We start from the raw sequence: 22,026 nt of genomic DNA, 5'->3' as shown, positions 1-22,026 counted from the left end.
GGCCCCGGCCCAGGCGGGCCCCGAGCTGTTCCCGCACGAGCCGCCGCATGCGCCGGCCCACCGCAACCCCGGCCCGCACCCCCGCCCCACCGGCCCGGCACCACAGCGCCGACTTCCCGGACCGGACCCGAGGAGCCCGGCCGGCCCAACACCTCGAAGGGATACGGCAGTACACACTTTCGGGTTCCGTTCGCCCGGCTTCCGGGACACAGGACCCCCATCCGGTACAAGCTGGAACTCCACCCACACGCCGGAAGCCCCGGGCCCTCGACGCCCGCCGGACGTTCACCTGCCCGGAGGAGAGCCCATGAGCGCAGGAGAGCCCGCGAGCCTGCCGCCCCTCGCCTCCGGCCCCACCGGCCCCGACGCCCTGCGGCCCCTCCTCGACACCGTGCTCGACGCCCTCGCGGCCGGCCACGCCGAACGCGGCGGGCCACTGCCCGCCGGCGGACCGGACGCCGTCGCCACCCGCGTCGCCGACGCCCTCGGGGACGTCCTGCCCGACACCGGCGACCCGGACGCCCTGCGCACCCTCGTGCACGCGCTCGCCGCGGGCGCCGCCGACCCCGCCGACCCCCTGTGCGCGGCCCACCTGCACTGCCCGCCGCTCGCCGTGGCCGCCGCCGCCGACCTCGCCGCCAGCGCCCTCAACCCCTCCCTGGACTCCTGGGACCAGGCCCCGGCCGCCTCCGCCCTGGAAGCCGCCGTCACCCGCACCCTCGCCCGCACGGCCGGGCTCGCCGACGCCCTCGTCACCACCGGCGGCACCGAATCCAACCAGCTCGCCCTGCTGCTCGCCCGCGAGGCACACGGCGGCGTGCGCCTCGTGTGCGGCGCCAACGCCCACCACTCGCTGCCCCGCGCCGCCTGGCTGCTCGGCCTGCCCGACCCGGTCGTCATCCCCGCACCGGGCGGCACCCTCGACCCGGCCGCCCTCCACGAAGCCCTCACCGCGCTCCCCGGACCGGTGCTCGTCGCCGCCACCGCCGGCACCACCGACGCCGGCCTCATCGACCCGCTGCCCGAGATCGCCGGCCTGTGCACCGCCCACGGCGCCCGGCTGCACATCGACGCGGCCTACGGCGGCGGCCTGCTGTTCAGCGACCGGCACCGCGACAGACTCGCCGGACTCGAAGCCGCCCACACCGTCACCCTCGACCTGCACAAACTCGGCTGGCAACCAGTCGCCGCCGGACTCCTCGCCGTCGCCCGCCCGCACGAACTCACCGCACTGCACCAGCGCGCCGACTACCTGAACGCCGACGACGACACCGAAGCAGGACTCCCCGACCTGCTCGGCCGCTCCCCGCGCACCAGCCGCCGCCCCGACATCCTGAAGATCGCCGTCACCCTGAAGGCACTGGGCCGCAGCGGGCTCGGCGCCCTGGTCGACCAGGTCTGCGCCCGGGCCCGGGAGTTCGCCGCACTGATCCGCGAGCACCCCGGCTTCGAACTCTACGACCGCCCCGTCATCAGCACCGTCCTGTTCCGGCCCGCCGAGGCCGACGACGACGCCGTCGCCACCGTACGCCGACGACTGCTGCACGAGGGCCGGGCCGTCCTCGGCCGCGCCCGACTCGACGGCCGGCTCTGGCTCAAGGCCACCGTCCTCAACCCCCACACCCGGCCGGACGACCTGGCCCACCTGATCAAACTCGTCGAACTCGCCGAAAGAAGCCTCCCCGCATGACCCACCCCCCACGCCACGAACCCGCCTCCCCACGCGACCTGGTCGGCGTCGGCATCGGCCCCTGCAACCTCTCCCTCGCCGCGCTCGCCCAGCCGCTCGCCGAACTCGACGCCGTCTTCTACGAACAGCGCCCCGACTTCGACTGGCACCCCGGCCTGCTCGTCGACGGCGCCACCGTCCAAGTGCCCTTCCTCGCCGACCTGGTGACCCTCGCCGACCCCACCAGCCCCTGGAGCTTCCTCAACTACCTCAAAGCACGCGAGCGGCTCTTCCCCTTCTACTTCTCCGAGCACCTCCACATCCAGCGCGCCGAGTACGACGCCTACGGCCGCTGGGTCGCCGGGCAACTGCCCGGGCTGCGCTTCCGCCACCAGGTCGACGGCATCCGCTGGAACTCCGAACGGGACGTGTTCGAGGTCGACTTCACCCAACTCGACACCGACGGCGAGACCGAGGCCCTCGGCCGGACCTACGCCCGCAACGTCGTCCTCGGCATCGGCACCGCCCCCTACGTACCCGACCCCCTCAGGCCCCTGGTGGACGCGCCCGGCGTGCCCGTCGTCCACGCCGCCGACTACCTCGACCACCGCGACACCATCCTCGCCGCCGGGCACATCACCGTCGTCGGCTCCGGACAGTCCGGCGCCGAGGTCTTCCTCGACCTGCTCCGGCACCGCCCGGCCGGCCAGGAGAAACTCCACTGGATCGGCCGTACCGAGGCGTTCGCGCCCATGGAGTACTCCAAGCTCGGCCTCGAACACTTCACACCCGACTACACGCGCTACTTCCACGCCCTCGCCGAACCCGTCCGCGACCGGCTGGTCGCCGCCCAGTGGCAGCTCTACAAGGGCATCGACGCCGGCACCCTCGCCGCCATCCACGACGAGCTGTACCGGCGCACCCTGCACGGCGGCTGGCCCGACACCGTCCTCACCCCCGGCGTCCGCGTCCGCACCGCCGGCCGGATCGCCACCAGCAAGATCGAGCTGCACCTGGAGCACCTCCAGCAGGACAGCCGCTCCCGGCTCACCACCGACGCCGTCGTCCTCGCCACCGGCTACCGCGAACGCCCCCTCGACCGCATCCTCGCCGGACTCGACCCCTACATCCGCCGCGACAGCAGCGAACGCCCACGCGTCGACGAGCAGTACCGCCTCGTGCTGGACCCCTCGGTCACCGGCTCCGTCTACGTCCAGAACGCCGAGCTGCACACGCACGGCGTCGGCGCCCCCGACCTCGGCCTCGCCGCCTGGCGCAGCGCCACCATCCTCAACTCGCTCACCGGGAAGGAGCCGTACCCGCTCCCGTCCCGGACCGCCTTCACCTCCTTCGGACTTCACGAGCCCGCTGCCCGGGTGCCGCAGGGCAGGCAGCCGCAACGGCTCACCCCGCTCGTCCAGGACAGGTGAACGCCGTCACGGCCGGGTGAGCGCGGCCCACCCGGCCTTTGGCAACCGGCCGCTCCCCGACGACGCGAGGTCAACGCCTGGCTGCTCGGCGACGCCCACCCCTTCGACGCGGTGGTGGGCGTCGCCGCCGTCGACCTGCTGCGACTCCAGAAGCTCTGCGGCCCTAGAACACCGGCTTGCCCTCGCGCACCAGCTTCCAGTCCACCGAGGCGAAGTCCTTCGGGTCCAGGACACCCTTCGCGGTCACCCACTCGGCGATCCGGGTGCGGATCTCCGTCGACTCCGACCACAGCTCCTTGGCGGTGGCGACGTGCGGGAAGGCACCGCCACCGTTGGCCCGGTAGTTGTTCACGGCGAACACGAACTCCTGGGCGTCGTCCAGCGCGGCCCCGTTGAAGGTCAGGTTCTTGATCCGCGACCCGGCCGGCTGGGCGATGTCGATGTCGTACGACAGGCCCGAGACGTAGTCGTAGTTGTAGTCAGGGCGGCCACCCGCGTTGGTCAGCTTCTCCACGTCCACCGTGGCATCGGCGGCCGTCTGCACGTAGTACCCCGCCGAGTACTCCAGGTAGGCGCGGACCTGGGCGCCCGTCAGCAGCTTGGCGACCAGCGTGTTGTCGTACACGTACAGGCTCGACAGGTCCCGGATGGTGACGTCGCCGGCCGGGATCTCGGAGGTCCGGGAGAACGGCGAAGCCTGGGCGATCACCGGCAGCGAGGCGTACGCCGTACCCGCGAGCGCGGCCTTGACCACGTCCTCCTGGACCTTGGTGATCAGGTCGATGATCGGGGCGTCCTTGTAGCGGGCCTCGACGGTCGTCAGGGTCTCGGTCGCCCGGCCCACGACCTGGTTGACGTACGCGACGACCTTCCTGTGCTCGTCGGTGAGCAGCTTGGTGATCTTCGGGTCGTCGGCGACGGTGTTGGAGTTGCGCAGCGACGCGGAGACCGACTCCACCTCCCAGCGGCCCTTGCTGAACACCAGCTCGATGTCGAAGATCGTCAGCCGCTCGGCGAAGCACAGCGGCTCCGACAGCACGACCGTCTTCCCGGTCTTCTCGTTGACGACCTTCAGCTCCGGGATCTCCTGGTGGGCGTGCCCGACCAGGATCGCGTCGATGCCCGGCACCTGCTTGGCCACGTTGGCCGCCGCGTCCTCCACGTACGGCACCTGGTCGCCGTACGACGACGTGCCCGAGGTGCCCGAGTGCGCCGAGACCACCACCACGTCCGCGCCCATCGACCTCAGCTTCGGCACCCACTTGGCGGCCTGCTCCTCCAGACCCGGGAACGCCAGCTTGCCCTGGACGTAGGCCTTGTCCCAGATCGCGATGCCCGGGTTGGTCAGACCGAGCACGGCGACCTTCACCGGCTTGGCGCCCGGCACGTGGAAGGTCTTCATGAAGTACGGCGGGAAGGCGGGCTTCAGCGTCTTCGCGTCCACCGCGTTGGCCCCGAGCAGCGGGAAGTCGAGCTGGTCCTCGAACTTCCGCAGCGTCTCGATGCCGTAGTTGAACTCGTGGTTGCCGAGGGCCGCCGCGTCGTACCCGATCGCGTTCATCGCCTGCGCCATCGGGTGCACCGGGCCACCCTTGGCGGTGATCGGGTCGACCTTGGCGTAGTAGTAGGTGAGCGGGGTGCCCTGGATCGTGTCACCGGCGTCCAGAAGCAGCGTGTTGCAGCGGCCCTTCTCCTTGCGCACCTGCTCGACCAGGGTGGAGATACGGGCCAGGCCCATCGCGTTGCCCGCCTTGTCGGCGTACTCGGCGTCCTTGAAGTAGTCCCAGTTGAAGACGTGCCCGTGCAGGTCGGTCGTGCCCATGACGGTCAGGGAGTACCGCTTCACGGGGTGCCCGGGCTTCCTCGCCTCCGCCGCCTCGGCCGTCGGAGCCGCCGCCGCGCCGGCGATCGCCACTCCCGCTCCGGTGGCGGCGGACTTCTTCAGGAACTTCCGGCGGTTCAACGGCATGTCTCGGTCTCCTTGGCGGTGGCACAAACAACGCGCGAGTACAACAACGCGCGTAGATTCTGACCTGAGCATGACTTACGACAACAGGTCCAGAAGGTTGCGATCTGATGACCATCGCTCATAGGAGCGGACCACCGCACAATTCAACACTTGTCAATAACCCTTTGCCGAAAGTCCGTTGACTGGTCATACGGCGCCAATTCTCTACCCGCCGGTAAGCCATAGGCTCGACTCATGCGCCGAGCAAAGATCGTTTGTACACTGGGGCCCGCCACCGACTCGTACGACCAGATCAAAGCACTGGTCGAGGCCGGAATGGACGTAGCCCGGTTCAACCTCAGCCACGGCACCCACGCCGAACACGAGGAGCGGTACCAGCGCGTCCGAAAGGCGGCCGACGAGACCGGCCGCAGCGTCGGAATCCTCGCCGACCTTCAGGGCCCGAAGATCCGGCTCGGCCGCTTCACCGAAGGACCCGTATTCCTTGAACGCGACGACACCTTCACCATCACCGTGGAGGAAGGAATCGACGGCGACCGCCACCGGTGCGGCACCACCCACGCCGGCCTCGCCACCGACGTCACCCCCGGCGAGCGCATCCTCGTGGACGACGGCAAGGTCACCCTGGAGGTCACCGACGTCGACGGCCCCCGCGTACACACCCGCGTCGTCGAGGGCGGCGTCATCTCCGACCACAAGGGCCTGAACCTCCCCGGCGTGGCCGTCTCCGTCCCCGCCCTCTCCAAGAAGGACGAGGACGACCTGCGCTGGGCCCTGCGCACCGGCTTCGACGTCATCGCCCTCTCCTTCGTCCGCAGCGGCGACGACGTCGTGGACGTACACCGGATCATGGCCGACGAGGGCCGTCGCCTCCCCGTGATCGCCAAGATCGAGAAGCCGCAGGCCGTCGCCGACCTCGACGGCATCGTGGCCGCCTTCGACGGCCTGATGGTCGCCCGCGGCGACCTCGGCGTGGAGATGCCGCTGGAACAGGTGCCGATTGTCCAGAAGCGCGCCGTCAAACTCGCCAAACGCAACGCCAAACCGGTGATCGTCGCCACCCAGATGCTCGACTCGATGATCGAGAACTCCCGGCCCACCCGCGCCGAGGCATCCGACGTCGCCAACGCGGTCCTCGACGGCACCGACGCGGTCATGCTCTCCGGCGAGACCAGCGTCGGCAAGTACCCCGTCGAGACCGTACGCACCATGGCGAAGATCATCGAAGCGGCCGAGGAGGACATGCTGGCGGCGGGACTCCCGCCGCTGACCGAGCGGAACAAGCCGCGCACCCAGGGCGGCGCGGTCGCCCGGGCCGCCGCCGAGATGGGCGACTTCCTCGGCGCGAAGTTCCTGGTCGCGTTCACCCAGTCCGGGGACACCGCCCGCCGCCTCTCCCGCTACCGCTCCCCGATCCCCCTCCTGGCCTTCACCCCGGAGCCGGCCACCCGCTCCCAGCTCAGCCTCACCTGGGGCGCGGAGACCTTCCTCGGCCCGCACGTGGACTCCACGGACGCGATGGTCGACCAGGTGGACGAACTGCTCCTGAAGTACGGCCGCTGTCAGAAGGGCGACGTCGTCGTCATCACCGCCGGCTCCCCGCCCGGCGTCTCCGGCTCGACCAACATGGTCCGCGTCCACCACATCGGCGAGGACGACAGCCCGAAGTGACGGCCGGCCCCGCTCAGTGCTTGGGGCCGACGTGGGTGTCCATGAGGGCGACGGAGGCTTTGCGGGCTATGGAGACGGTCACGGCCGCGCGGCTCTGGTTGAGCGTCTTCCACTCGACACCGACCTTGTCGAGGGCGTCGGTGAAGAGGCGGATGATGTCGGCCGAGGTGTTGGTGAAGAAGTAGCGCGGATACTCGTACCGCTTGCGCTCACCGCCGACGAGCCGGGTCGTCCAGTTGGTGATACGGCAGCCGTCGGAATGGATGAGCCCCCGGATGAACTCCCACGGGTGGGCGTCGACGACGGCTTGCTGCCAGGCTTCCAGGACGATCGGACGCTCGTGCTTCTTACCGGGGCCGTGCTGGGGGAAGAGGCAGTGCAGGTGCTTCGAGTAGACCTTCACATTGCTGCAACCGGTCCTGCGGACCCGGCAGACCCTGTTGTCCGGGAAGACTGTGCGCATCGCTGTCTCGCAGGTTTCCATGAGACCCGGCCACGATTCAGTGCAGCTGATCATCAGGTTGGGGACGCGGTGCTGTGAGTAGTGGCTGATGTGCCCGTCGCCGAGGTACAGCCCGAGGAGGTAGCTGTACGCGGTCTCGTCCAGCTTCCGCCCGTGGCAACGCGGACAGGGGGGATCGTGACGGCCTGGGCACTCGCCCCGCTTGGCCCGGTCCACATGCTTCCAGTAGCCGACCGTCCCCACGGGTACGTTCAGCTCGCGGGCCACGTCGGCGTTCTTCGCACCACTGCGCAGCAGGGCGAGTGCCTTTTGTCGCACGTCTGTGCCATGCAGGTTCATGCGGCCACTCTGAGTCACCGAAGGCGGCCGTATGCAGTAAAAAGCGGAGGATCACGCGAACGTGACCCTCCGCTTATGGTCGTGGTGCCCGGTGTGGGATTCGAACCCACATGCCCAAAGGGCACGGCATTTTGAGTGCCGCGAGTCTGACCAGTTCCTCCAACCGGGCAAGCTGCGAAGCCGTGGGAAGTGTACCGGTTCACCGCGCGTCCCCGCAGCTAGGTACCCTGCTGGAAGCAGAGCCCCTGCCCCGTACCAAGGAGCCTCAGTGACCGCCCCCGAGTCGCCCCAGCCCGTAGACGTGCCCGACGACGACAAGTCGCACGTGCCTCCGCTGACGACCCGTGTCGTCATCGCCGAGGACGAGGCCCTGATCCGGCTCGACCTCAAAGAGATGCTGGAGGAGGAGGGGTACACCGTCGTCGGCGAGGCCGGGGACGGTGAGCAGGCCGTCGAGCTGGCCCGCGAGCACAAGCCGGACCTGGTCATCCTGGACGTGAAGATGCCCAAGCTGGACGGCATCTCCGCGGCCGAGAAGATCGCCGGTGAGTCGATCGCGCCGGTCCTGATGCTCACCGCCTTCTCGCAGCGCGACCTCGTCGAGCGCGCCCGGGACGCCGGTGCCATGGCCTACCTGGTCAAGCCGTTCAGCAAGAGCGACGTCGTCCCGGCGATCGAGATGGCCGTCTCCCGGTTCACCGAGCTGAAGCAGCTGGAGCAGGAGGTCGCCGACCTCACCCAGCGGCTGGAGACCCGCAAGCTGGTGGACCGCGCGAAGTCGATCCTGCAGACGGAGTACGGCCTGACGGAGCCGGCGGCGTTCCGCTGGATCCAGAAGACGTCGATGGACCGCCGTATGTCGATGCAGCAGGTCGCGGAGGCGGTCATCGCGGACAACGAGGAGAAGAAGGCGGCCAAGAAGGACTGAGCCCGTCTCGTACGACGCAGGCCCGCGCCCCGGAGAAGGGGGCGCGGGCCTCTGTCGTACACGGAGGGTCAGTCCTCGCCGAGGTAGGCCTTCCGGACGGACTCGTCGTGCAGCAGGTCCTGTCCGGTGCCGGACAGGACGATGTTGCCGACCTCCATGACGTGTCCCTGGTCGGCGAGCGAGAGGGCCGCCTGGGCGTTCTGCTCGACGAGCAGGATGGTGGTGCCCTGGGCCTTGAGTTCGGCGATGGTTGCCATGATCTTCTGCATCATGATCGGTGACAGGCCCATCGACGGCTCGTCGAGCATGAGCAGCTTGGGCTGGGACATCAGTGCCCTGCCCATGGCGAGCATCTGCTGTTCACCGCCGGAGAGGGTGCCCGCGGCCTGCTTGCGCCGCTCCCCGAGGATGGGGAAGAGGTCGTAGGCGCGCTGGATGTCCTTCTCGATGCCGGGCTTGTCGTTGCGCAGGAAGGCGCCGAGGCGGAGGTTGTCCTCGATGCTCATGCGGGGGAAGATGTGCCGGCCCTCGGGGGAGTGGGCGAGGCCCAGGGAGACCACCTGGTGGGCGGGGATCTTCTTCAGCGACCTGCCGTTGAACTTGATCTGTCCGCCGACGGGCTTGAGCAGTCCGGACAGGGTGCGCAGGGTGGTGGTCTTGCCGGCGCCGTTGGTGCCGATGAGGGTGACGACCTGACCGGCCTCGACCTTGAAGGAGATGCCCTTGACGGCTTCGATCTTGCCGTAGGCGACTCTCAGGTCCTCGACTTCGAGCAGTGCGGTCATCGGTCGTTCTCCTTGCCGGGCGCGGCGTCGGTCGTGGTGTCGGCGCCCGTGGCCGTGGTGTCGGCGTCCGCCTCGGCGGTGGCTTCGGCGTGTGCCTCGGCGGCCTCGACCTCGGCCACCTCCTCGGCGCCGGGTGCGTCCTCGAAGGGTTCGCCGAGGTAGGCCGCGACGACGCGTTCGTCGCCCTGGACGGTGGCGCTGTCGCCTTCGATGAGCTTCTCGCCCTGGACGAGGACGGCGACGCGGTCGCACAGGTTGAAGATGAAGCGCATGTCGTGCTCGATGACGAGGACGGCGATGCCCATGTCCCGGATGGCGAAGACCAGTTCCTCGGTGGTCCGGGTCTCCTGCGGGTTCATGCCGGCGGTGGGTTCGTCGAGGAGCAGCAGGCCGGGTTCGCTGGCGAGGGCGCGGGCGATCTCCAGTTTGCGCTGTTCGCCGTAGGGGAGGTTGCGGGCGAGGTGTTCGGCCTTGTGGTCGAGGCCGACGAACGCCAGCAGTTCCATGGCCCGGTCCCTGGAGGCCTTTTCGGCCTTGTGGAAGCCGGGGCCGCGCAGGACGGCGGACCAGAAGCCTTCTTTGGTGCGGGTGTGGCGGCCGACGAGGACGTTCTCCAGGACCGTCATGTTGGCGAACAGGCGGATGTTCTGGAAGGTGCGTGCGATGCCGGCGGCGGTGACCTTGAAGGACTTGGGCGGCAGGACGTCGCCCTTGTAGCGGACTTCGCCCTCGGTGGGGACGTACAGGCCGGTGAGGCAGTTGAAGAAGGTGGTCTTTCCGGCGCCGTTGGGGCCGATGAGGCCGACGATCTCGCCTGCGTTGACGGTGAGGTCGACGCCGCGTACGGCGGTGAGGCCGCCGAAGCGCATGGTGACGCCGCGGGCGTCGAGGACGGTCTCGCCGGGCGCGGTGGCGCCGGGGGTGGTGTCCTTGGTGGTGGTGTCGGTGGTCATGGTGGTCAGGCCCCCGCCTTCGTCAGGAGGGTGGGTGCTTCCGTCTCTTCGTGGAATTCGAGCTGGCGGCGCCGGTTGGGGATGAGGCCCTCGGGGCGGAACCGCATCAGCAGGATGAGTGCGAGGCCGAAGGCGAAGAGCTGGTAGTTGCCGAGGAACTGGAGCTTGTTCGGGATGAGGAAGAGCAGGGCCGCGCCGATGAGGGGGCCGCTGATGGTGCCCATGCCGCCGAGGACGACCGCGGCGAGCAGGAAGGCGGAGTTGGGCGGGATGGGGCCGGCGAAGAGGTACTGCTCGGGGGTCACGGTGTAGGTGACGTGGGCCTGGACGGTGCCGGCGAGTCCGGCGAGGGAGGCGCCGACGGCGAAGGCGATGAGTTTGACGCGGAAGCCGTTGATGCCCATGGCGAGTGCGGCGGTCTCGTCCTCGCGGATGGCGACCCAGGCGCGTCCGATGCGGGAGTTGCCGCTGCGGCGGAAGACCAGTACCACGACGGCGGTGATGATCAGCATCAGGAAGAAGTAGTTGGCGAACCGGCCGATGGTGAAGCCGCCCATGTCGTGCTGGGCGCCGAAGTCGAAGCCGAGGACGTCGAGGTTGGGGATCGAGGAGATGCCGTTGGAGCCGTTGGTGAGGTCGGGTCCGGAGGTGCCGTCGAGGTTGTTGGCGGTGATGCGGAAGATCTCGCCGAAGCCGAGGGTGACGATGGCGAGGTAGTCGCCGCGCAGCCGGAGGGTCGGGGCGCCGATGAGGACGCCGAAGACGAGGGAGGCGGCGGCGCCGACGAGTACGGCGGCCCAGAACGGGAAGTGCACGTCGAACGGTGAGCTGGGGGAGCCGGAGACCAGGGCCGCGGCGTAGGCGCCGACGCCGAGGAAGGCGACGTATCCGAGGTCGAGGAGGCCGGCGAGGCCGACGACGATGTTCAGGCCGAGGGCGACGGTGGCGAAGATGAGGATGTAGACGCCGAGGGTCGCGTACTGGTCGTTGGTCTGGGTGAAGGGGAAGAGTGCGGCCGCGACGAAGGCGCCGCAGATGGTGATGTTGGTGTGGCGTGAGGCGATCTGTGAGGCGTGGGCGATCAGGCCGGCTTTGTTGAGGGCGGCGAAGCCGAAGCCGGCGGTGATCAGGAAGCCGATGAACAGTTCGTCGTACTCGGTGCCGATGCCGTAGGTGAAGACGACGAGGCCGAGGGCGAGCATCGCGACGATGATCAGGATCTCGGCGTACGAGGGCAGGGTGGCGACGGGCCGGGGGGCGTCGGCGGCGAAGACCGCCTTGGTGGTCTCCCACTTGTGCGCGGCGCCGTGCTTGAACTTCTCCCAGCCGGTGTCGTCGGGGTCGATCGGCTCGGGTTCGGGGTGCTGGAAGGGCAGGGCGAGTGCGCCGGCGAGAGCGGCGAGGCTGCCGAGGGCGACGAGGAAGCCGCCGGGTTCCAGGTTGACGAGTCCGCCGAGGTCGACGCTGATGGCGAGGACCGTGTACCAGCTGGTGGCGAAGGTGGCGAGGGTGGCGAACCGCAGGGCTGCGTCGGGGCCGGCGGGTGCCAGCCATCCCAGGCCGCGGACGCCGTAGGAGGCGAGTGCGAAGAGGGTGGCGAGGAGTGCGCCGATGAGGACGAGGACCTGGAGGCCGCCCGGGTAGCCGTAGACGGTGAGGTCGCCGGGGAAGTCGGCGGTCCAGGTCCAGGCGAGGAAGGTGGAGACGATCGTCAGCGCGCTGCCGCCGAGGGCGAGGGCGCGGGCGGTCTTCTCGGGCAGGGGCAGCAGGCCGGTGGGGGTGTCGGCCTTGCGGGCGCTGGGTGTGTCGGGTGCGGTGGTCTGTGTGGTCATCGGTCTCACGCCCTGTCCGCGACGCGCTCGCCGAGCAGGCCCTGTGGCCTGAACAGCAGTACGAGGATGAGGAGTACGAAGGCCCAGACGTCGGCCCAGGACTGGCTGCCGAACTTGTCCATGCCCGGGATGTCGGCGATGTAGGCGGTGGCCAGGGTCTCGGCGACGCCGAGGACCACGCCGCCGATCATGGCTCCGTAGATGTTGCCGATGCCGCCGAGGACGGCCGCGGTGAACGCCTTGAGGCCGAGGATGAAGCCCATCCGGAAGTTGATCTCGCCGTACTTCAGGCCGTAGGCGACGGCTCCGACGGCGGCGAACGCGGCGCCGAGCGCGAAGGCGATGACGATGATGCGGTCGGTGTTGACGCCCATCAGCTTGGCGGTGTCCGGGTCCTGCGCGGTGGCCTGCATGCCGCGGCCGGTGCGGGTCTTCATCACGAAGTAGGCGAGGACGGCCATGCTGATGGGGGCGGCGACGACGAGGAAGATGTCGCCGGTCTGGATGGTGACGCTGCCGATCTCGAAGGGGCCGCCGGAGATCTGCGGGAAGGTGCGCGCGGACTTCGCCTCGGGGTACCAGGCCCATACGGCCTGCTGGAGGGCCAGCGAGAGGCCGATGGCGGTGATCAGGGGCGCGAGACGCGGGGCGTTGCGGAGTGGCCGGTAGGCGAATCGTTCCGCTCCGACGGCGATGGCGACCGCGACGACGACGGCGCCGATGATCATCAGCGGCAGCGCGACCCACATGGTGGTGCCGCCGGGGAGCCAGAGCCAGACGGTGAGAGCGCCGAACGCTCCCGTCATGAATATCTCGCCGTGGGCGAAGTTGATGAGCTGGACAATGCCGTAGACCATTGTGTAGCCGATGGCGACCAGCCCGTACATGGATCCTAGTAGCAGGCCGTTGACCAGCTGCTGCGGCAGTTCGTTCACCGCATGTCCTCCGAGCGTTCGGAAAGTGCGAGGGATGTGGCCGGATGCGAGTCCGCGCGGGGCGCCAGTGGAACAGCGCCCCGCGCGGCTCGTGGGTGGTTCGGGCGGGGATCAGCCGGTGTAGGTACCGGACTTGACGGGAACCCAGGCACCGTTCTTCACGGCGTACACGGTGAGCTGCTTGTTGGTGGCGTCACCGTACTCGTCGAAGGAGACCTTGCCGGTCACGCCGTCGAAGGCCACGCCCTGCATGGCCTCGGTGACCTTGGCGCGGGCGTCGGAGGGCAGCTTGCCGCCGTTGGCGTCGACGACCTTCTTCACGGCCTCGATGATCGCCCAGGCGGAGTCGTAGGCGTAACCGCCGTACGCCGAGTACTCCTCCTTGTAGCCGGCGGCCTTGTAGTCGGCGACGAACTGCTTGGCGGAGGGCAGGTCCTCGACGGGGGCGCCGACGGAGGTGGCGAGGTCGCCGGTGGCCTCGGAGCCGGCCAGCTTCATGAAGGTGTCGTCCTTGATGCCGTCACCGCCGACCAGCGGGATCTTGGCGCCGGCGGCCTTGATCTGCTTGCTGAGCGGGCCGGCCTGCGGGTACTCGCCGCCGTAGTAGACGACTTCGGCACCGGAGTTCTTCACCTTGGTGGCGACCGCGGAGAAGTCCTTGGCGTCCGGGTTGATGTGCTCGGTGCCGACGACCTTGCCGCCGAGCTTCTTGAACTCGCCGGTGAAGGTGGCGGCGAGGCCGGAGCCGTAGGTCTTCTTGTCGTCGATGACGAAGACCTTCTTCTTCTTGGCGGTGTTGAAGACGTACTGGGCGGCGAACGGGCCCTGGATGGCGTCCGTGGTCGCGGTGCGGAAGTACGCCTTGTAGGGGCGGACCTTCTTGTTCTGCCAGTCGGGGCCCTGGGTCAGGGCGGGGCCGGTGTTGGCGGGGGAGACCTCGACGAGCTTGGCATCGTCGAAGACCTTCTGCATCGACTCGGCGACCGAGGAGTTGAGCGGGCCGACGACACCGAGGACGTCCTGCTCGGAGACGAACTTCGAGGCGTTCTGCTGGCCGGCGGACGGCTGCGCCTGGTCGTCGAGCGCTTCGATCTTGAAGGTGACGCCCTTGACGAGCTTCTGCTTGTTGGCGTTGCGGACGGCGAGGTCCGCGGAGTTCTTGATGCCGAGGCCCATGGCGGACAGGTCGCCGGTCAGGGGGGCGTCGACGCCGATGACGACGGTGCTGCCGCCGTTGTCGGAGTCGGATCCCTTGTCGCCGCTGTCGCGCGAGCCGCAGGCGGTGAGGGTGAGCGCTCCCGCCGCCAGCGCGGCGGTGATGGCGATAAGCGAACGTTGACGCACGATCAGTCCTTTCCCCAGGCACAACCGCCTCCCCGTGGAAGCGGCCGAGTCGCGCGCCGCGCTGAATTGGACAATCCGAAGGCGCGGTGACTGGCCGTGACTCTAAGCGTGTGTGGGGAACGTGGAGGAGTGTCTGACCCAGGCTGTGACGCTCTTGTTATGACACGACGTAATGCAGAGCGGTACTTGGTGGGGTGGAAGGTGGAATTCAGGTGGATTCGCACCGTCCGCATTGTGAGAACCCGCAGGACTCGCCTTGATCCATCCAGGTGTCTCAGTCGTTTTGGTGATTACCGAAATTTGTTGCTGCAGGCTACTTGCAGGGCGTGTGAGAGGTCCTGTGCGTAGCGGGGGCCCAAGATGAAGCTCTGGACCTGTATTGCGCGCGTATTACGCAGAGTTACGTCCAGGAAAGGGAGTCCGGCGTTCTGGGGGGCTTTTTCGCATTCCGTCACGTGCATCGTGATCGTGACCTTGCGGGCGGAACCCGCCCTTGTTCGAAACGGAACAGCTGGCTCCGTTTTCACCGACAGTCCCGCGTACGGCTGGGTCACCCGGGTCACGGTGACCGGCGGCCCCGAGGCCACGCTCAGCAGCACGGCGAAGCTGAAGCTGCGCGGCGGGGCGCCCGCGGGAGTGGTCCGGCCGTCCAGATAGGTCATGTCCACCACCTGGGCGGGATACGGGACTTGCGCGTGCGCGCGGTGCTCCGGCGGGGGCGGCCGATGCGGCCGGGTGGCGTACAGATAGCCGCCGCCCGCCAGGGCGACGGCCGCGGCGGCGAGGGTGACGGTGATCCGCCGGTGGCGGGCGTACCAGGCGGTCAGGGCGGCTCGTGTCCGGCCGGGCGGACGGGGGTTCCGCGGCCGTCCGCCGTCCCACGCGCGGGTGCCCTCGCCGGGCTCCGGCGGGCCGATGCCGGTCATGTCCAGGGACCTCCGCCCGGGGTCCCGTCGCGGTAGCGCGCGGTACACGCCGTGTGGGCCTGGCGGTCCATCAAGCGGAGGACCGCCTCTGTGCCTTGGCGCTGTCGCACGGAGCGTCCCGCCGCCACGACGTCCATGAGGATCTGGTACTGCCCGTGGGACAGGCCCATCGACTGGTAGTCCCCGTAGGTGTCGTCGGCGAGCGTCCTGCGGGCCCAGTAGGTGACGAGCCTGGTGCACAGGTCGGCGTCCGAGGCCGGCTGTGACGTGGCCGTGGCGGTGGCGGTGCCCGGGGTGGGGGCGGGGGAGGGAGCGGAGCCGTCCGGTCCGGTGCAGCCCGTCGTGCACAGCAACGCCGGCAACGCCAGCCCCAGCACCAGGAACCTCACCCCCGGCCGGGGGCCTCCTCGCCGTCCCATGTGCCGAAGCTAGAGGGAGGGACGGCGAGGGGCAACGGTCCGGCGCGGGCCGGTGGAAGCGGGGCTCAGCTCGCGGCGGACTCCGCGGGCGCACCGTCGCCCGGCCGGACGTCGCGCAGCAGGCAGGTCAGCCGGGCGGTGCAGACGCGGCGGCCCTCCTCGTCGCTGATCACGATCTCGTACGTCGCCGTCGACCGCCCCCGGTGCACCGGCGTGGCCACGCCGGTCACCAGGCCGGAGCGGACCCCGCGATGGTGCGTGCAGTTCAGGTCCACCCCGACCGCGATCTTCGAGGCGCCGCCGTGCAGCATGGAGCCGACCGAGCCCAGGGTCTCCGCCAGCACCGCGGAGGCGCCGCCGTGCAGCAGGCCGTACGGCTGGGTGTTGCCCTCCACCGGCATGGTCCCGACGACCTTGTCCGCCGATGCCTCCAGGATCTGCACGCCCATCCGCGTGCCCAGATGCCCGGCCGAGAACAGGGCGGGCAGGTCCACACCGAGCGCCGTGTACTCGTCGAGGACCTCCTGCGGGAACTTCACGTGCTGCTGCTCACCCATCGGCCGGCTCCGTCCGTCGTCCACCTGTCTGCTCGCTGAGCAAACGCTCAGTCGGTCGCCGATTGTTCCAGACGGCTCCCGGCGGCGCCGGTGTGGTCCTCCAGCCGTACGACGACGGACTTGCTGGCCGGGGTGTTGCTGGTGTCGGCGGTGGCGTCCAACGGCACCAGCACGTTCGTCTCGGGGTAGTACGCGGCCGCGCAGCCCCGGGCCGTCGGGTACAGCACGACCCGGAAACCGGGCGCCCGCCGCTCCACCCCGTCCCGCCACTCGCTCACCAGATCGACGTACGACCCCTCGGCGATCCCGAGCGACCGGGCGTCCTCGGGGTGCACCAGCACCACCCGGCGCCCGCCCGTGATGCCCCGGTACCGGTCGTCCAGGCCGTAGATCGTGGTGTTGTACTGGTCGTGCGAGCGCAGGGTCTGCAGCAGCAGCCGGCCCTCGGGCAGCGCCGGGTACTCCACCGGCGCGGCCGTGAAGTTCGCCTTGCCCGTGGCGGTCGGGAAGCGCCGCTCGTCGCGCGGGGCGTGCGGCAGCGCGAAGCCGCCGGGCCGGGACACGCGCGCGTTGAAGTCCTCGAAACCGGGGATCACGCGCGCGATGCGGTCACGGACGGTCGCGTAGTCCTTCGCGAACTCCTCCCACGGCACGACGCTGCGCTCGCCGAGCACCCGGCGGGCGAGACCGCAGACGATGGCCGGCTCGGACCGCAGCTGCGGGCTCGCGGGCCTCAGGCGCCCGCGCGAGGCGTGCACCATGCCCATGGAGTCCTCGACCGTCACGAACTGCTCGCCGCTGTCCTGTACGTCGCGTTCGGTCCGGCCCAGCGTGGGCAGGATCAGCGCCCGCGCGCCCGTGACCACGTGCGAGCGGTTCAGCTTGGTCGACACGTGCACGGTCAGGCGTGCGCGGCGCATCGCGGCCTCGGTGACCTCCGTGTCGGGCGAGGCGGAGACGAAGTTGCCGCCCATGGCGAAGAACACCTTCGCCTCGCCGTCGCGCAGCGCGCGGATGGCCCGTACGACGTCGTAGCCGTGCTCGCGCGGCGGCGCGAACCCGAACTCCTTCTCCAGGGCGTCCAGGAAGGCCGGCGCGGGCCGTTCGAAGATGCCCATGGTGCGGTCGCCCTGGACGTTGCTGTGCCCGCGCACCGGGCACACACCCGCCCCCGGACGGCCGATGTTGCCGCGCAGCAGCAGGAAGTTGACCACCTCACGGATGGTCGGGACGGCGTGCTTGTGCTGGGTGAGGCCCATGGCCCAGCACACGATGGTCCGCTGGGAGGCGAGGACCATGCCGAGGGCCTGCTCGATCTCCGCGCGCGTGAGTCCGGTCGCGGTCAGCGTCTCGTCCCAGTCGGCGGCGCGCGCGGCCTTCGCGAACTCCTCGAAGCCGTGGGTGTGTTCGCGGACGAACTCCTCGTCGACCGCGCCCTCCGTCTCCAGGACCAGCTTGTTCAGGAGCCGGAAGAGGGCCTGGTCACCCCCGATGCGGATCTGCAGGAACAGGTCGGTGAGGGCGGCGCCCTTGAGGAGACCCTGCGGGGTCTGGGGGTTCTTGAAGCGCTCCAGGCCCGCCTCCGGCAGCGGGTTGACGCTGATGACCTTCGCGCCGTTCGCCTTGGCCTTCTCCAGCGCGGAGAGCATGCGCGGATGGTTCGTGCCCGGGTTCTGGCCCGCGACGATGATCAGGTCGGCCTTGTACAGGTCCTCCAGCAGGACGCTGCCCTTGCCGATCCCGATGGTCTCGCTGAGCGCCGACCCGGACGACTCGTGGCACATGTTCGAGCAGTCCGGCAGGTTGTTCGTGCCCAGCTCACGCGCGAAGAGCTGGTACAGGAACGCGGCCTCGTTGCTGGTGCGGCCGGAGGTGTAGAAGACGGCCTCGTCCGGGGAGCCGAGGGCGGCGATCTCCTCGGCGACGATGTCGAAGGCCCGCTCCCAGGAGACCGGCTCGTAGTGCGTGCCGCCCTCGGGGAGGTACATGGGGTGCGTGAGCCGGCCCTGCTGGCCCAGCCAGTAGCCGCTGCGGCCGGACAGGTCCGCGACGGAGTGCGCGGCGAAGAACTCGGGCGTGACCCGGCGCAGGGTGGCCTCCTCGGCCACCGCCTTGGCGCCGTTCTCGCAGAACTCCGCCGTGTGCCGGTGGTCCGGCTCCGGCCAGGCGCAGCCCGGGCAGTCGAAGCCGTCCTTCTGGTTCACGCGCAGCAGCGTCAGCGCGGTGCGCTTCACACCCATCTGCTGCTGCGCGATGCGCAGCGTGTGCCCGATGGCCGGCAGCCCCGCCGCCGCGTGCCGGGGCTCCGCGACCTGCGGCGCGTCCTGGACCGGATCACCCTTGGGCGGCTTCGTCGCCATCGCACGCTCCCCTTCGACTGCGTGTGAGAAGTACCTCGACGATCCTCCCACGGCCCGCTGACAACGGTGCCGGGCGGCCCGGGCGGGAGGCGGCAGCATTGCTTGCGCCGGACCCGACGGACGCGGCGCGCGCTGCGCAGCACCTTCCACGGCTCCTGCCGGCTCTCGCGGCGTCCATGGCGCGGGATCGTCGTCGCCGTCGGCGACCGGGGGCCACCGGCTGTGGCCGCGCTGGAACCGCCCGGCCCGCGCTGTCAGTGGCTCGTGGCAGGATCGGGGACGTGGCAGAGACAGCATCGAAGCAGACCGACAAGACCCCCGGCGCCGTCCGTCCCCGGCTGATGCTCATGGACGGGCACTCGCTGGCCTACCGCGCGTTCTTCGCGCTGCCCGCGGAGAACTTCACGACCGCGACCGGCCAGCCGACGAACGCGATCTACGGCTTCGCGTCGATGCTGGCCAACACCCTGCGTGACGAGGCGCCCACGCACTTCGCGGTGGCCTTCGACGTCTCCCGCAAGACCTGGCGCTCCGAGCGGTTCACCGAGTACAAGGCGAACCGCTCCAAGACCCCGGACGAGTTCAAGGGCCAGGTCGAGCTGATCGGCGAGCTGCTCGACGCGATGCACGCGCACCGCTTCGCCGTCGAGGGCTACGAGGCGGACGACATCATCGCCACCCTCGCCACCCAGGCCGAGGCCGAGGGCTTCGAGGTGCTGATCGTCACGGGCGACCGCGACTCCTTCCAGCTCGTCACCGAGAACACCACCGTGCTCTACCCGACCAAGGGCGTCTCGGAGCTGACCCGCTTCACCCCGGAGAAGGTTTTCGAGAAGTACGGATTGACGCCCGCCCAGTACCCGGACTTCGCGGCCCTGCGCGGCGACCCGTCCGACAACCTCCCGGGCATCCCCGGCGTCGGCGAGAAGACCGCCGCCAAGTGGATCAACCAGTTCGGCTCCTTCGCCGAGCTGGTCGAGCGGGTCGAGGAGGTCAAGGGCAAGGCCGGGCAGAACCTGCGCGACCACCTGGAGTCCGTCAAGCTCAACCGCGTCCTCACCGAGCTGGAACGCCAGGTGGAGCTGCCGAAGGCGGTCGCCGACCTGGAGCGGGCCCCGTACGACCGCAAGGCCGTCGCGATGGTCCTGGACACCCTGGAGATCCGCAACCCGTCGCTGCGCGAGCGGCTCTTCGCCGTCGACCCCGGCACAGAGGAGGCCGAGGCCACCCCGGTCAGCACCGACGGCGTCGAGATCGACGGCACGATCCTGCGCACCGGCGAGCTGGCCCCCTGGCTCGCCGAGCACGGCGCCGGCCCGCTGGGTGTCGCCACCGTCGGCACCTGGGCGCTGGGCGCCGGCTCGGTCGCCGAGGTCGCCCTCGCCGCGGCCGGGGGAGCGGCGGCCTGGTTCGACCCGTCCGAGCTGGACGAGGCCGACGAGAACGCCTTCGCCGCCTGGCTGGCGGACGAGGCCCGCCCCAAGGTGTTCCACGACGCCAAGGGCGCCATGCGGGTCTTCGCCGAGCACGGCTGGAGCGTCGAGGGCGTACGCATGGACACCGCGCTCGCCGCCTACCTGGTCAAGCCCGGCCGCCGCTCCTTCGACCTGGACGCGCTGTCGATGGAGTACCTGCACCGCGAGCTGGCCCCCGCCGCGACGGCCGACGGCCAGCTCGCCTTCGGCGCGGACGAGGGTGCCGAGGCCGAGGCCCTGATGGTCCAGGCCCGTGCCGTCCTGGACCTCGGCACGGCCTTCGAGGGCCGCCTGGAGGAGGTCGGCGCCGCCGACCTGCTCCGCGACATGGAGCTGCCCACCTCCGCGCTGCTCGCCCGCATGGAGCGCCACGGCATCGCGGCGGACCGGCCGCATCTCGAAGCGATGGAGCAGATGTTCGCGGGCGCCGTGCAGCAGGCCGTGAAGGAGGCGCACGCGGCGGCCGGCCACGAGTTCAACCTGGGCTCGCCCAAGCAGCTCCAGGAGGTCCTCTTCGGCGAGCTGGCCCTGCCGAAGACGAAGAAGACCAAGACCGGCTACACCACGGACGCCGACGCCCTGGCCTGGCTGGCCACCCAGACCGACAACGAACTGCCGGTGATCATGCTCCGGCACCGGGAGCAGGCGAAGCTCCGCGTCACCGTCGAGGGCCTGATCAAGACCATCGCGGGGGACGGCCGTATCCACACCACCTTCAACCAGACGGTGGCCGCGACCGGGCGTCTGTCCTCCACCGACCCCAACCTCCAGAACATCCCCGTCCGCACGGACGAGGGCCGGGCGATCCGCCGGGGCTTCGTGGTCGGCGAGGGCTTCGAGTCCCTGATGACCGCGGACTACAGCCAGATCGAGCTGCGCGTCATGGCCCACCTCTCCGAGGACGTGGGCCTGATCCAGGCGTTCACCTCCGGTGAGGACCTGCACACCACCGCCGCCTCCCAGGTGTTCGGCGTCGAGCCCGGCGCGGTCGACGCCGAGATGCGCCGCAAGATCAAGGCGATGTCGTACGGCCTCGCGTACGGCCTGTCCGCGTTCGGCCTCTCCCAGCAGCTGAACATCGAGGCGGCCGAGGCCCGCGCCCTGATGGACGCCTACTTCGAGCGCTTCGGCGGGGTGCGGGACTATCTGCGCCGGGCGGTCGACGAGGCCCGGGCGACGGGCTACACCGCGACGCTCTTCGGACGCCGCCGCTACCTGCCCGACCTCAACAGCGACAACCGCCAGCGCCGCGAGGCGGCCGAGCGCATGGCTCTCAACGCGCCCATCCAGGGCACGGCGGCGGACATCGTGAAGATCGCCATGCTCAAGGTGGACAGCGCGCTGCGGGAGGCGGACCTCAGGTCCCGCATGCTCCTCCAGGTCCACGACGAGATCGTGCTGGAGATCGCCCCGGGCGAGCGGGCGGCGGCGGAGGAGATCGTCCGCCGCGAGATGGCGGGCGCCGTGCAGCTCCGGGCCCCGCTGGACGTCTCGGTGGGCGTGGGCCCGGACTGGGAATCGGCGGCCCACTAGCGGGCGGCGCGTGGGGGGTGACCGAGGGGGGGCGGGCGTCGCGGCCAAGTCCGAATCGACAGCTCCGCCGCAACGGCGATCACCCCCCAGGCCGCGGCCGGGCAGTCCCCGCCTCTGCGCGGCCCGGCGGCGCCCCCACGCCGCGGCCCAAGGCGCCCTCCCATGCCGCGGGCCCGGCAGTCTCCCCCACGACGCGTCCCGGCGGCCCCCCTCACGCCGCGTCCCGGCGATCACCCCCCATGCCGCGTCCCGGCGATCCCCCCTACGCCGCGGCTCCGAGGCGCCCTCTCATGCCGCGGGCCCGGCAGTCTCCCCCACGACGCGTCCCGGCGGCCCCCCTCACGCCGCGTCCCGGCGATCACCCCTCACGCCGCGGGCCGGCGATTCCCCCACGCCGCGGCTCCGAGGCGCCCTCTCATGCCGCGGGCCCGGCAGTCT

16 protein-coding genes and 1 tRNA gene are annotated in these 22,026 nt (G+C 70.2%); 5 read left to right on the top strand and 12 right to left on the bottom strand.

Translation table 11 applies throughout. The features are described 5' to 3' along the window. The first annotated feature begins 307 nt into the window (after nucleotides 1-307). Nucleotides 308-1,690, top strand: coding sequence for an aminotransferase class V-fold PLP-dependent enzyme (locus tag C3492_RS27660; protein WP_103815123.1), 1,383 nt, complete (start codon nucleotides 308-310; stop codon nucleotides 1,688-1,690). After that, the gene (locus C3492_RS27655; protein ID WP_103815121.1) at nucleotides 1,687-3,099 is read left to right on the top strand and encodes a lysine N(6)-hydroxylase/L-ornithine N(5)-oxygenase family protein; all 1,413 of its coding nucleotides are present in this window, start codon (nucleotides 1,687-1,689) and stop codon (nucleotides 3,097-3,099) included. Before C3492_RS27660 ends, C3492_RS27655 begins: the two co-directional genes overlap by 4 nt. 163 nt (nucleotides 3,100-3,262) lie before the next feature. Here C3492_RS27655 and C3492_RS27650 read toward each other — a convergent pair whose 3' ends face one another. Then, nucleotides 3,263-5,068 (bottom strand): bifunctional UDP-sugar hydrolase/5'-nucleotidase, encoded by a 1,806-nt coding sequence (locus C3492_RS27650; protein WP_103815119.1) that lies wholly within the window; start codon nucleotides 5,066-5,068, stop codon nucleotides 3,263-3,265. A 234-nt stretch (nucleotides 5,069-5,302) separates the two neighbouring features. On the opposite strand from C3492_RS27650, the gene pyk reads away from it, so the two are divergent. Next, a complete protein-coding gene (pyk, locus tag C3492_RS27645) occupies nucleotides 5,303-6,739 on the top strand; it encodes a pyruvate kinase (RefSeq protein WP_103815117.1) in 1,437 nt (478 codons plus the stop codon). A gap of 13 nt (nucleotides 6,740-6,752) precedes the next feature. Here pyk and C3492_RS27640 read toward each other — a convergent pair whose 3' ends face one another. Continuing rightward, a complete protein-coding gene (locus C3492_RS27640; protein ID WP_103815115.1) occupies nucleotides 6,753-7,541 on the bottom strand; it encodes a hypothetical protein in 789 nt (262 codons plus the stop codon). A gap of 82 nt (nucleotides 7,542-7,623) precedes the next feature. Then, a tRNA-Leu gene (locus C3492_RS27635) sits at nucleotides 7,624-7,710 on the bottom strand. 99 nt (nucleotides 7,711-7,809) lie between these two features. Between C3492_RS27635 and C3492_RS27630 the strand changes: the two genes are divergently transcribed. Continuing rightward, on the top strand, nucleotides 7,810-8,469 hold the full coding sequence (locus tag C3492_RS27630) for an ANTAR domain-containing response regulator (protein WP_058080165.1): 660 nt from the start codon (nucleotides 7,810-7,812) through the stop codon (nucleotides 8,467-8,469). 68 nt (nucleotides 8,470-8,537) lie between these two features. Here the strand turns inward: C3492_RS27630 and C3492_RS27625 are convergent, their stop codons facing one another. The 9 genes from C3492_RS27625 to C3492_RS27585 all read right to left on the bottom strand — a co-directional run bounded on the left by C3492_RS27625 (nucleotide 8,538) and on the right by C3492_RS27585 (nucleotide 18,580). Beyond that, complete coding sequence (locus C3492_RS27625; protein ID WP_103815113.1) at nucleotides 8,538-9,254, bottom strand: ABC transporter ATP-binding protein; 717 nt, start codon at nucleotides 9,252-9,254, stop codon at nucleotides 8,538-8,540. Continuing rightward, nucleotides 9,251-10,207 carry an ABC transporter ATP-binding protein gene (locus C3492_RS27620; RefSeq protein ID WP_103815112.1) on the bottom strand — a complete coding sequence of 319 codons (957 nt, stop codon included), beginning with the start codon at nucleotides 10,205-10,207 and terminating at the stop codon, nucleotides 9,251-9,253. The genes C3492_RS27625 and C3492_RS27620 overlap by 4 nt, the downstream gene beginning before the upstream one ends. A gap of 5 nt (nucleotides 10,208-10,212) precedes the next feature. Further along, nucleotides 10,213-12,039, bottom strand: a complete 1,827-nt coding sequence (locus C3492_RS27615; protein WP_103815110.1) for a branched-chain amino acid ABC transporter permease — start codon at nucleotides 12,037-12,039, stop codon at nucleotides 10,213-10,215. Nucleotides 12,040-12,044: 5 nt separating this feature from the next. Further along, complete coding sequence (locus tag C3492_RS27610; RefSeq protein ID WP_103815108.1) at nucleotides 12,045-12,974, bottom strand: branched-chain amino acid ABC transporter permease; 930 nt, start codon at nucleotides 12,972-12,974, stop codon at nucleotides 12,045-12,047. 111 nt (nucleotides 12,975-13,085) lie between these two features. Continuing rightward, a complete protein-coding gene (locus C3492_RS27605; protein WP_103815106.1) occupies nucleotides 13,086-14,318 on the bottom strand; it encodes a branched-chain amino acid ABC transporter substrate-binding protein in 1,233 nt (410 codons plus the stop codon). Nucleotides 14,319-14,608: 290 nt separating this feature from the next. Continuing rightward, on the bottom strand, nucleotides 14,609-15,244 hold the full coding sequence (locus C3492_RS27600) for a Tat pathway signal sequence domain protein (RefSeq protein WP_103815104.1): 636 nt from the start codon (nucleotides 15,242-15,244) through the stop codon (nucleotides 14,609-14,611). Further along, a complete protein-coding gene (locus tag C3492_RS27595) occupies nucleotides 15,241-15,663 on the bottom strand; it encodes a hypothetical protein (RefSeq protein WP_103815102.1) in 423 nt (140 codons plus the stop codon). The genes C3492_RS27600 and C3492_RS27595 overlap by 4 nt, the downstream gene beginning before the upstream one ends. A gap of 65 nt (nucleotides 15,664-15,728) precedes the next feature. Further along, a complete protein-coding gene (locus tag C3492_RS27590; RefSeq protein ID WP_014672083.1) occupies nucleotides 15,729-16,220 on the bottom strand; it encodes a hotdog fold thioesterase in 492 nt (163 codons plus the stop codon). A gap of 47 nt (nucleotides 16,221-16,267) precedes the next feature. After that, entirely contained in the window at nucleotides 16,268-18,580 is a 2,313-nt protein-coding gene (locus tag C3492_RS27585) for an FdhF/YdeP family oxidoreductase (protein ID WP_103815100.1), read from the bottom strand. 281 nt (nucleotides 18,581-18,861) lie between these two features. On the opposite strand from C3492_RS27585, the gene polA reads away from it, so the two are divergent. Continuing rightward, on the top strand, nucleotides 18,862-21,588 hold the full coding sequence (gene polA / locus C3492_RS27580) for a DNA polymerase I (protein ID WP_103815098.1): 2,727 nt from the start codon (nucleotides 18,862-18,864) through the stop codon (nucleotides 21,586-21,588). Nucleotides 21,589-22,026 lie beyond the last annotated feature (438 nt).

This window comes from Streptomyces sp. Ru62, assembly GCF_002920615.1.
Lineage (GTDB): Bacteria > Actinomycetota > Actinomycetes > Streptomycetales > Streptomycetaceae > Streptomyces.
This window is presented reverse-complemented; position numbering and strand designations above follow the sequence as displayed.

What these genes read in the sequence shown, in the direction of transcription:
- C3492_RS27625 (WP_103815113.1), bottom strand. Translation starts at nt 9,254, where the DNA reads ATGACCGCACTGCTCGAAGTCGAGGACCTGAGAGTCGCCTACGGCAAG.
- C3492_RS27600 (WP_103815104.1), bottom strand. Translation starts at nt 15,244, where the DNA reads ATGACCGGCATCGGCCCGCCGGAGCCCGGCGAGGGCACCCGCGCGTGG.
- C3492_RS27620 (WP_103815112.1), bottom strand. Translation starts at nt 10,207, where the DNA reads ATGACCACCGACACCACCACCAAGGACACCACCCCCGGCGCCACCGCG.
- C3492_RS27655 (WP_103815121.1), top strand. Translation starts at nt 1,687, where the DNA reads ATGACCCACCCCCCACGCCACGAACCCGCCTCCCCACGCGACCTGGTC.
- C3492_RS27590 (WP_014672083.1), bottom strand. Translation starts at nt 16,220, where the DNA reads ATGGGTGAGCAGCAGCACGTGAAGTTCCCGCAGGAGGTCCTCGACGAG.
- pyk (WP_103815117.1), top strand. Translation starts at nt 5,303, where the DNA reads ATGCGCCGAGCAAAGATCGTTTGTACACTGGGGCCCGCCACCGACTCG.
- C3492_RS27595 (WP_103815102.1), bottom strand. Translation starts at nt 15,663, where the DNA reads ATGGGACGGCGAGGAGGCCCCCGGCCGGGGGTGAGGTTCCTGGTGCTG.
- C3492_RS27615 (WP_103815110.1), bottom strand. Translation starts at nt 12,039, where the DNA reads ATGACCACACAGACCACCGCACCCGACACACCCAGCGCCCGCAAGGCC.
- C3492_RS27660 (WP_103815123.1), top strand. Translation starts at nt 308, where the DNA reads ATGAGCGCAGGAGAGCCCGCGAGCCTGCCGCCCCTCGCCTCCGGCCCC.
- C3492_RS27650 (WP_103815119.1), bottom strand. Translation starts at nt 5,068, where the DNA reads ATGCCGTTGAACCGCCGGAAGTTCCTGAAGAAGTCCGCCGCCACCGGA.
- C3492_RS27640 (WP_103815115.1), bottom strand. Translation starts at nt 7,541, where the DNA reads ATGAACCTGCATGGCACAGACGTGCGACAAAAGGCACTCGCCCTGCTG.
- C3492_RS27585 (WP_103815100.1), bottom strand. Translation starts at nt 18,580, where the DNA reads ATGGCGACGAAGCCGCCCAAGGGTGATCCGGTCCAGGACGCGCCGCAG.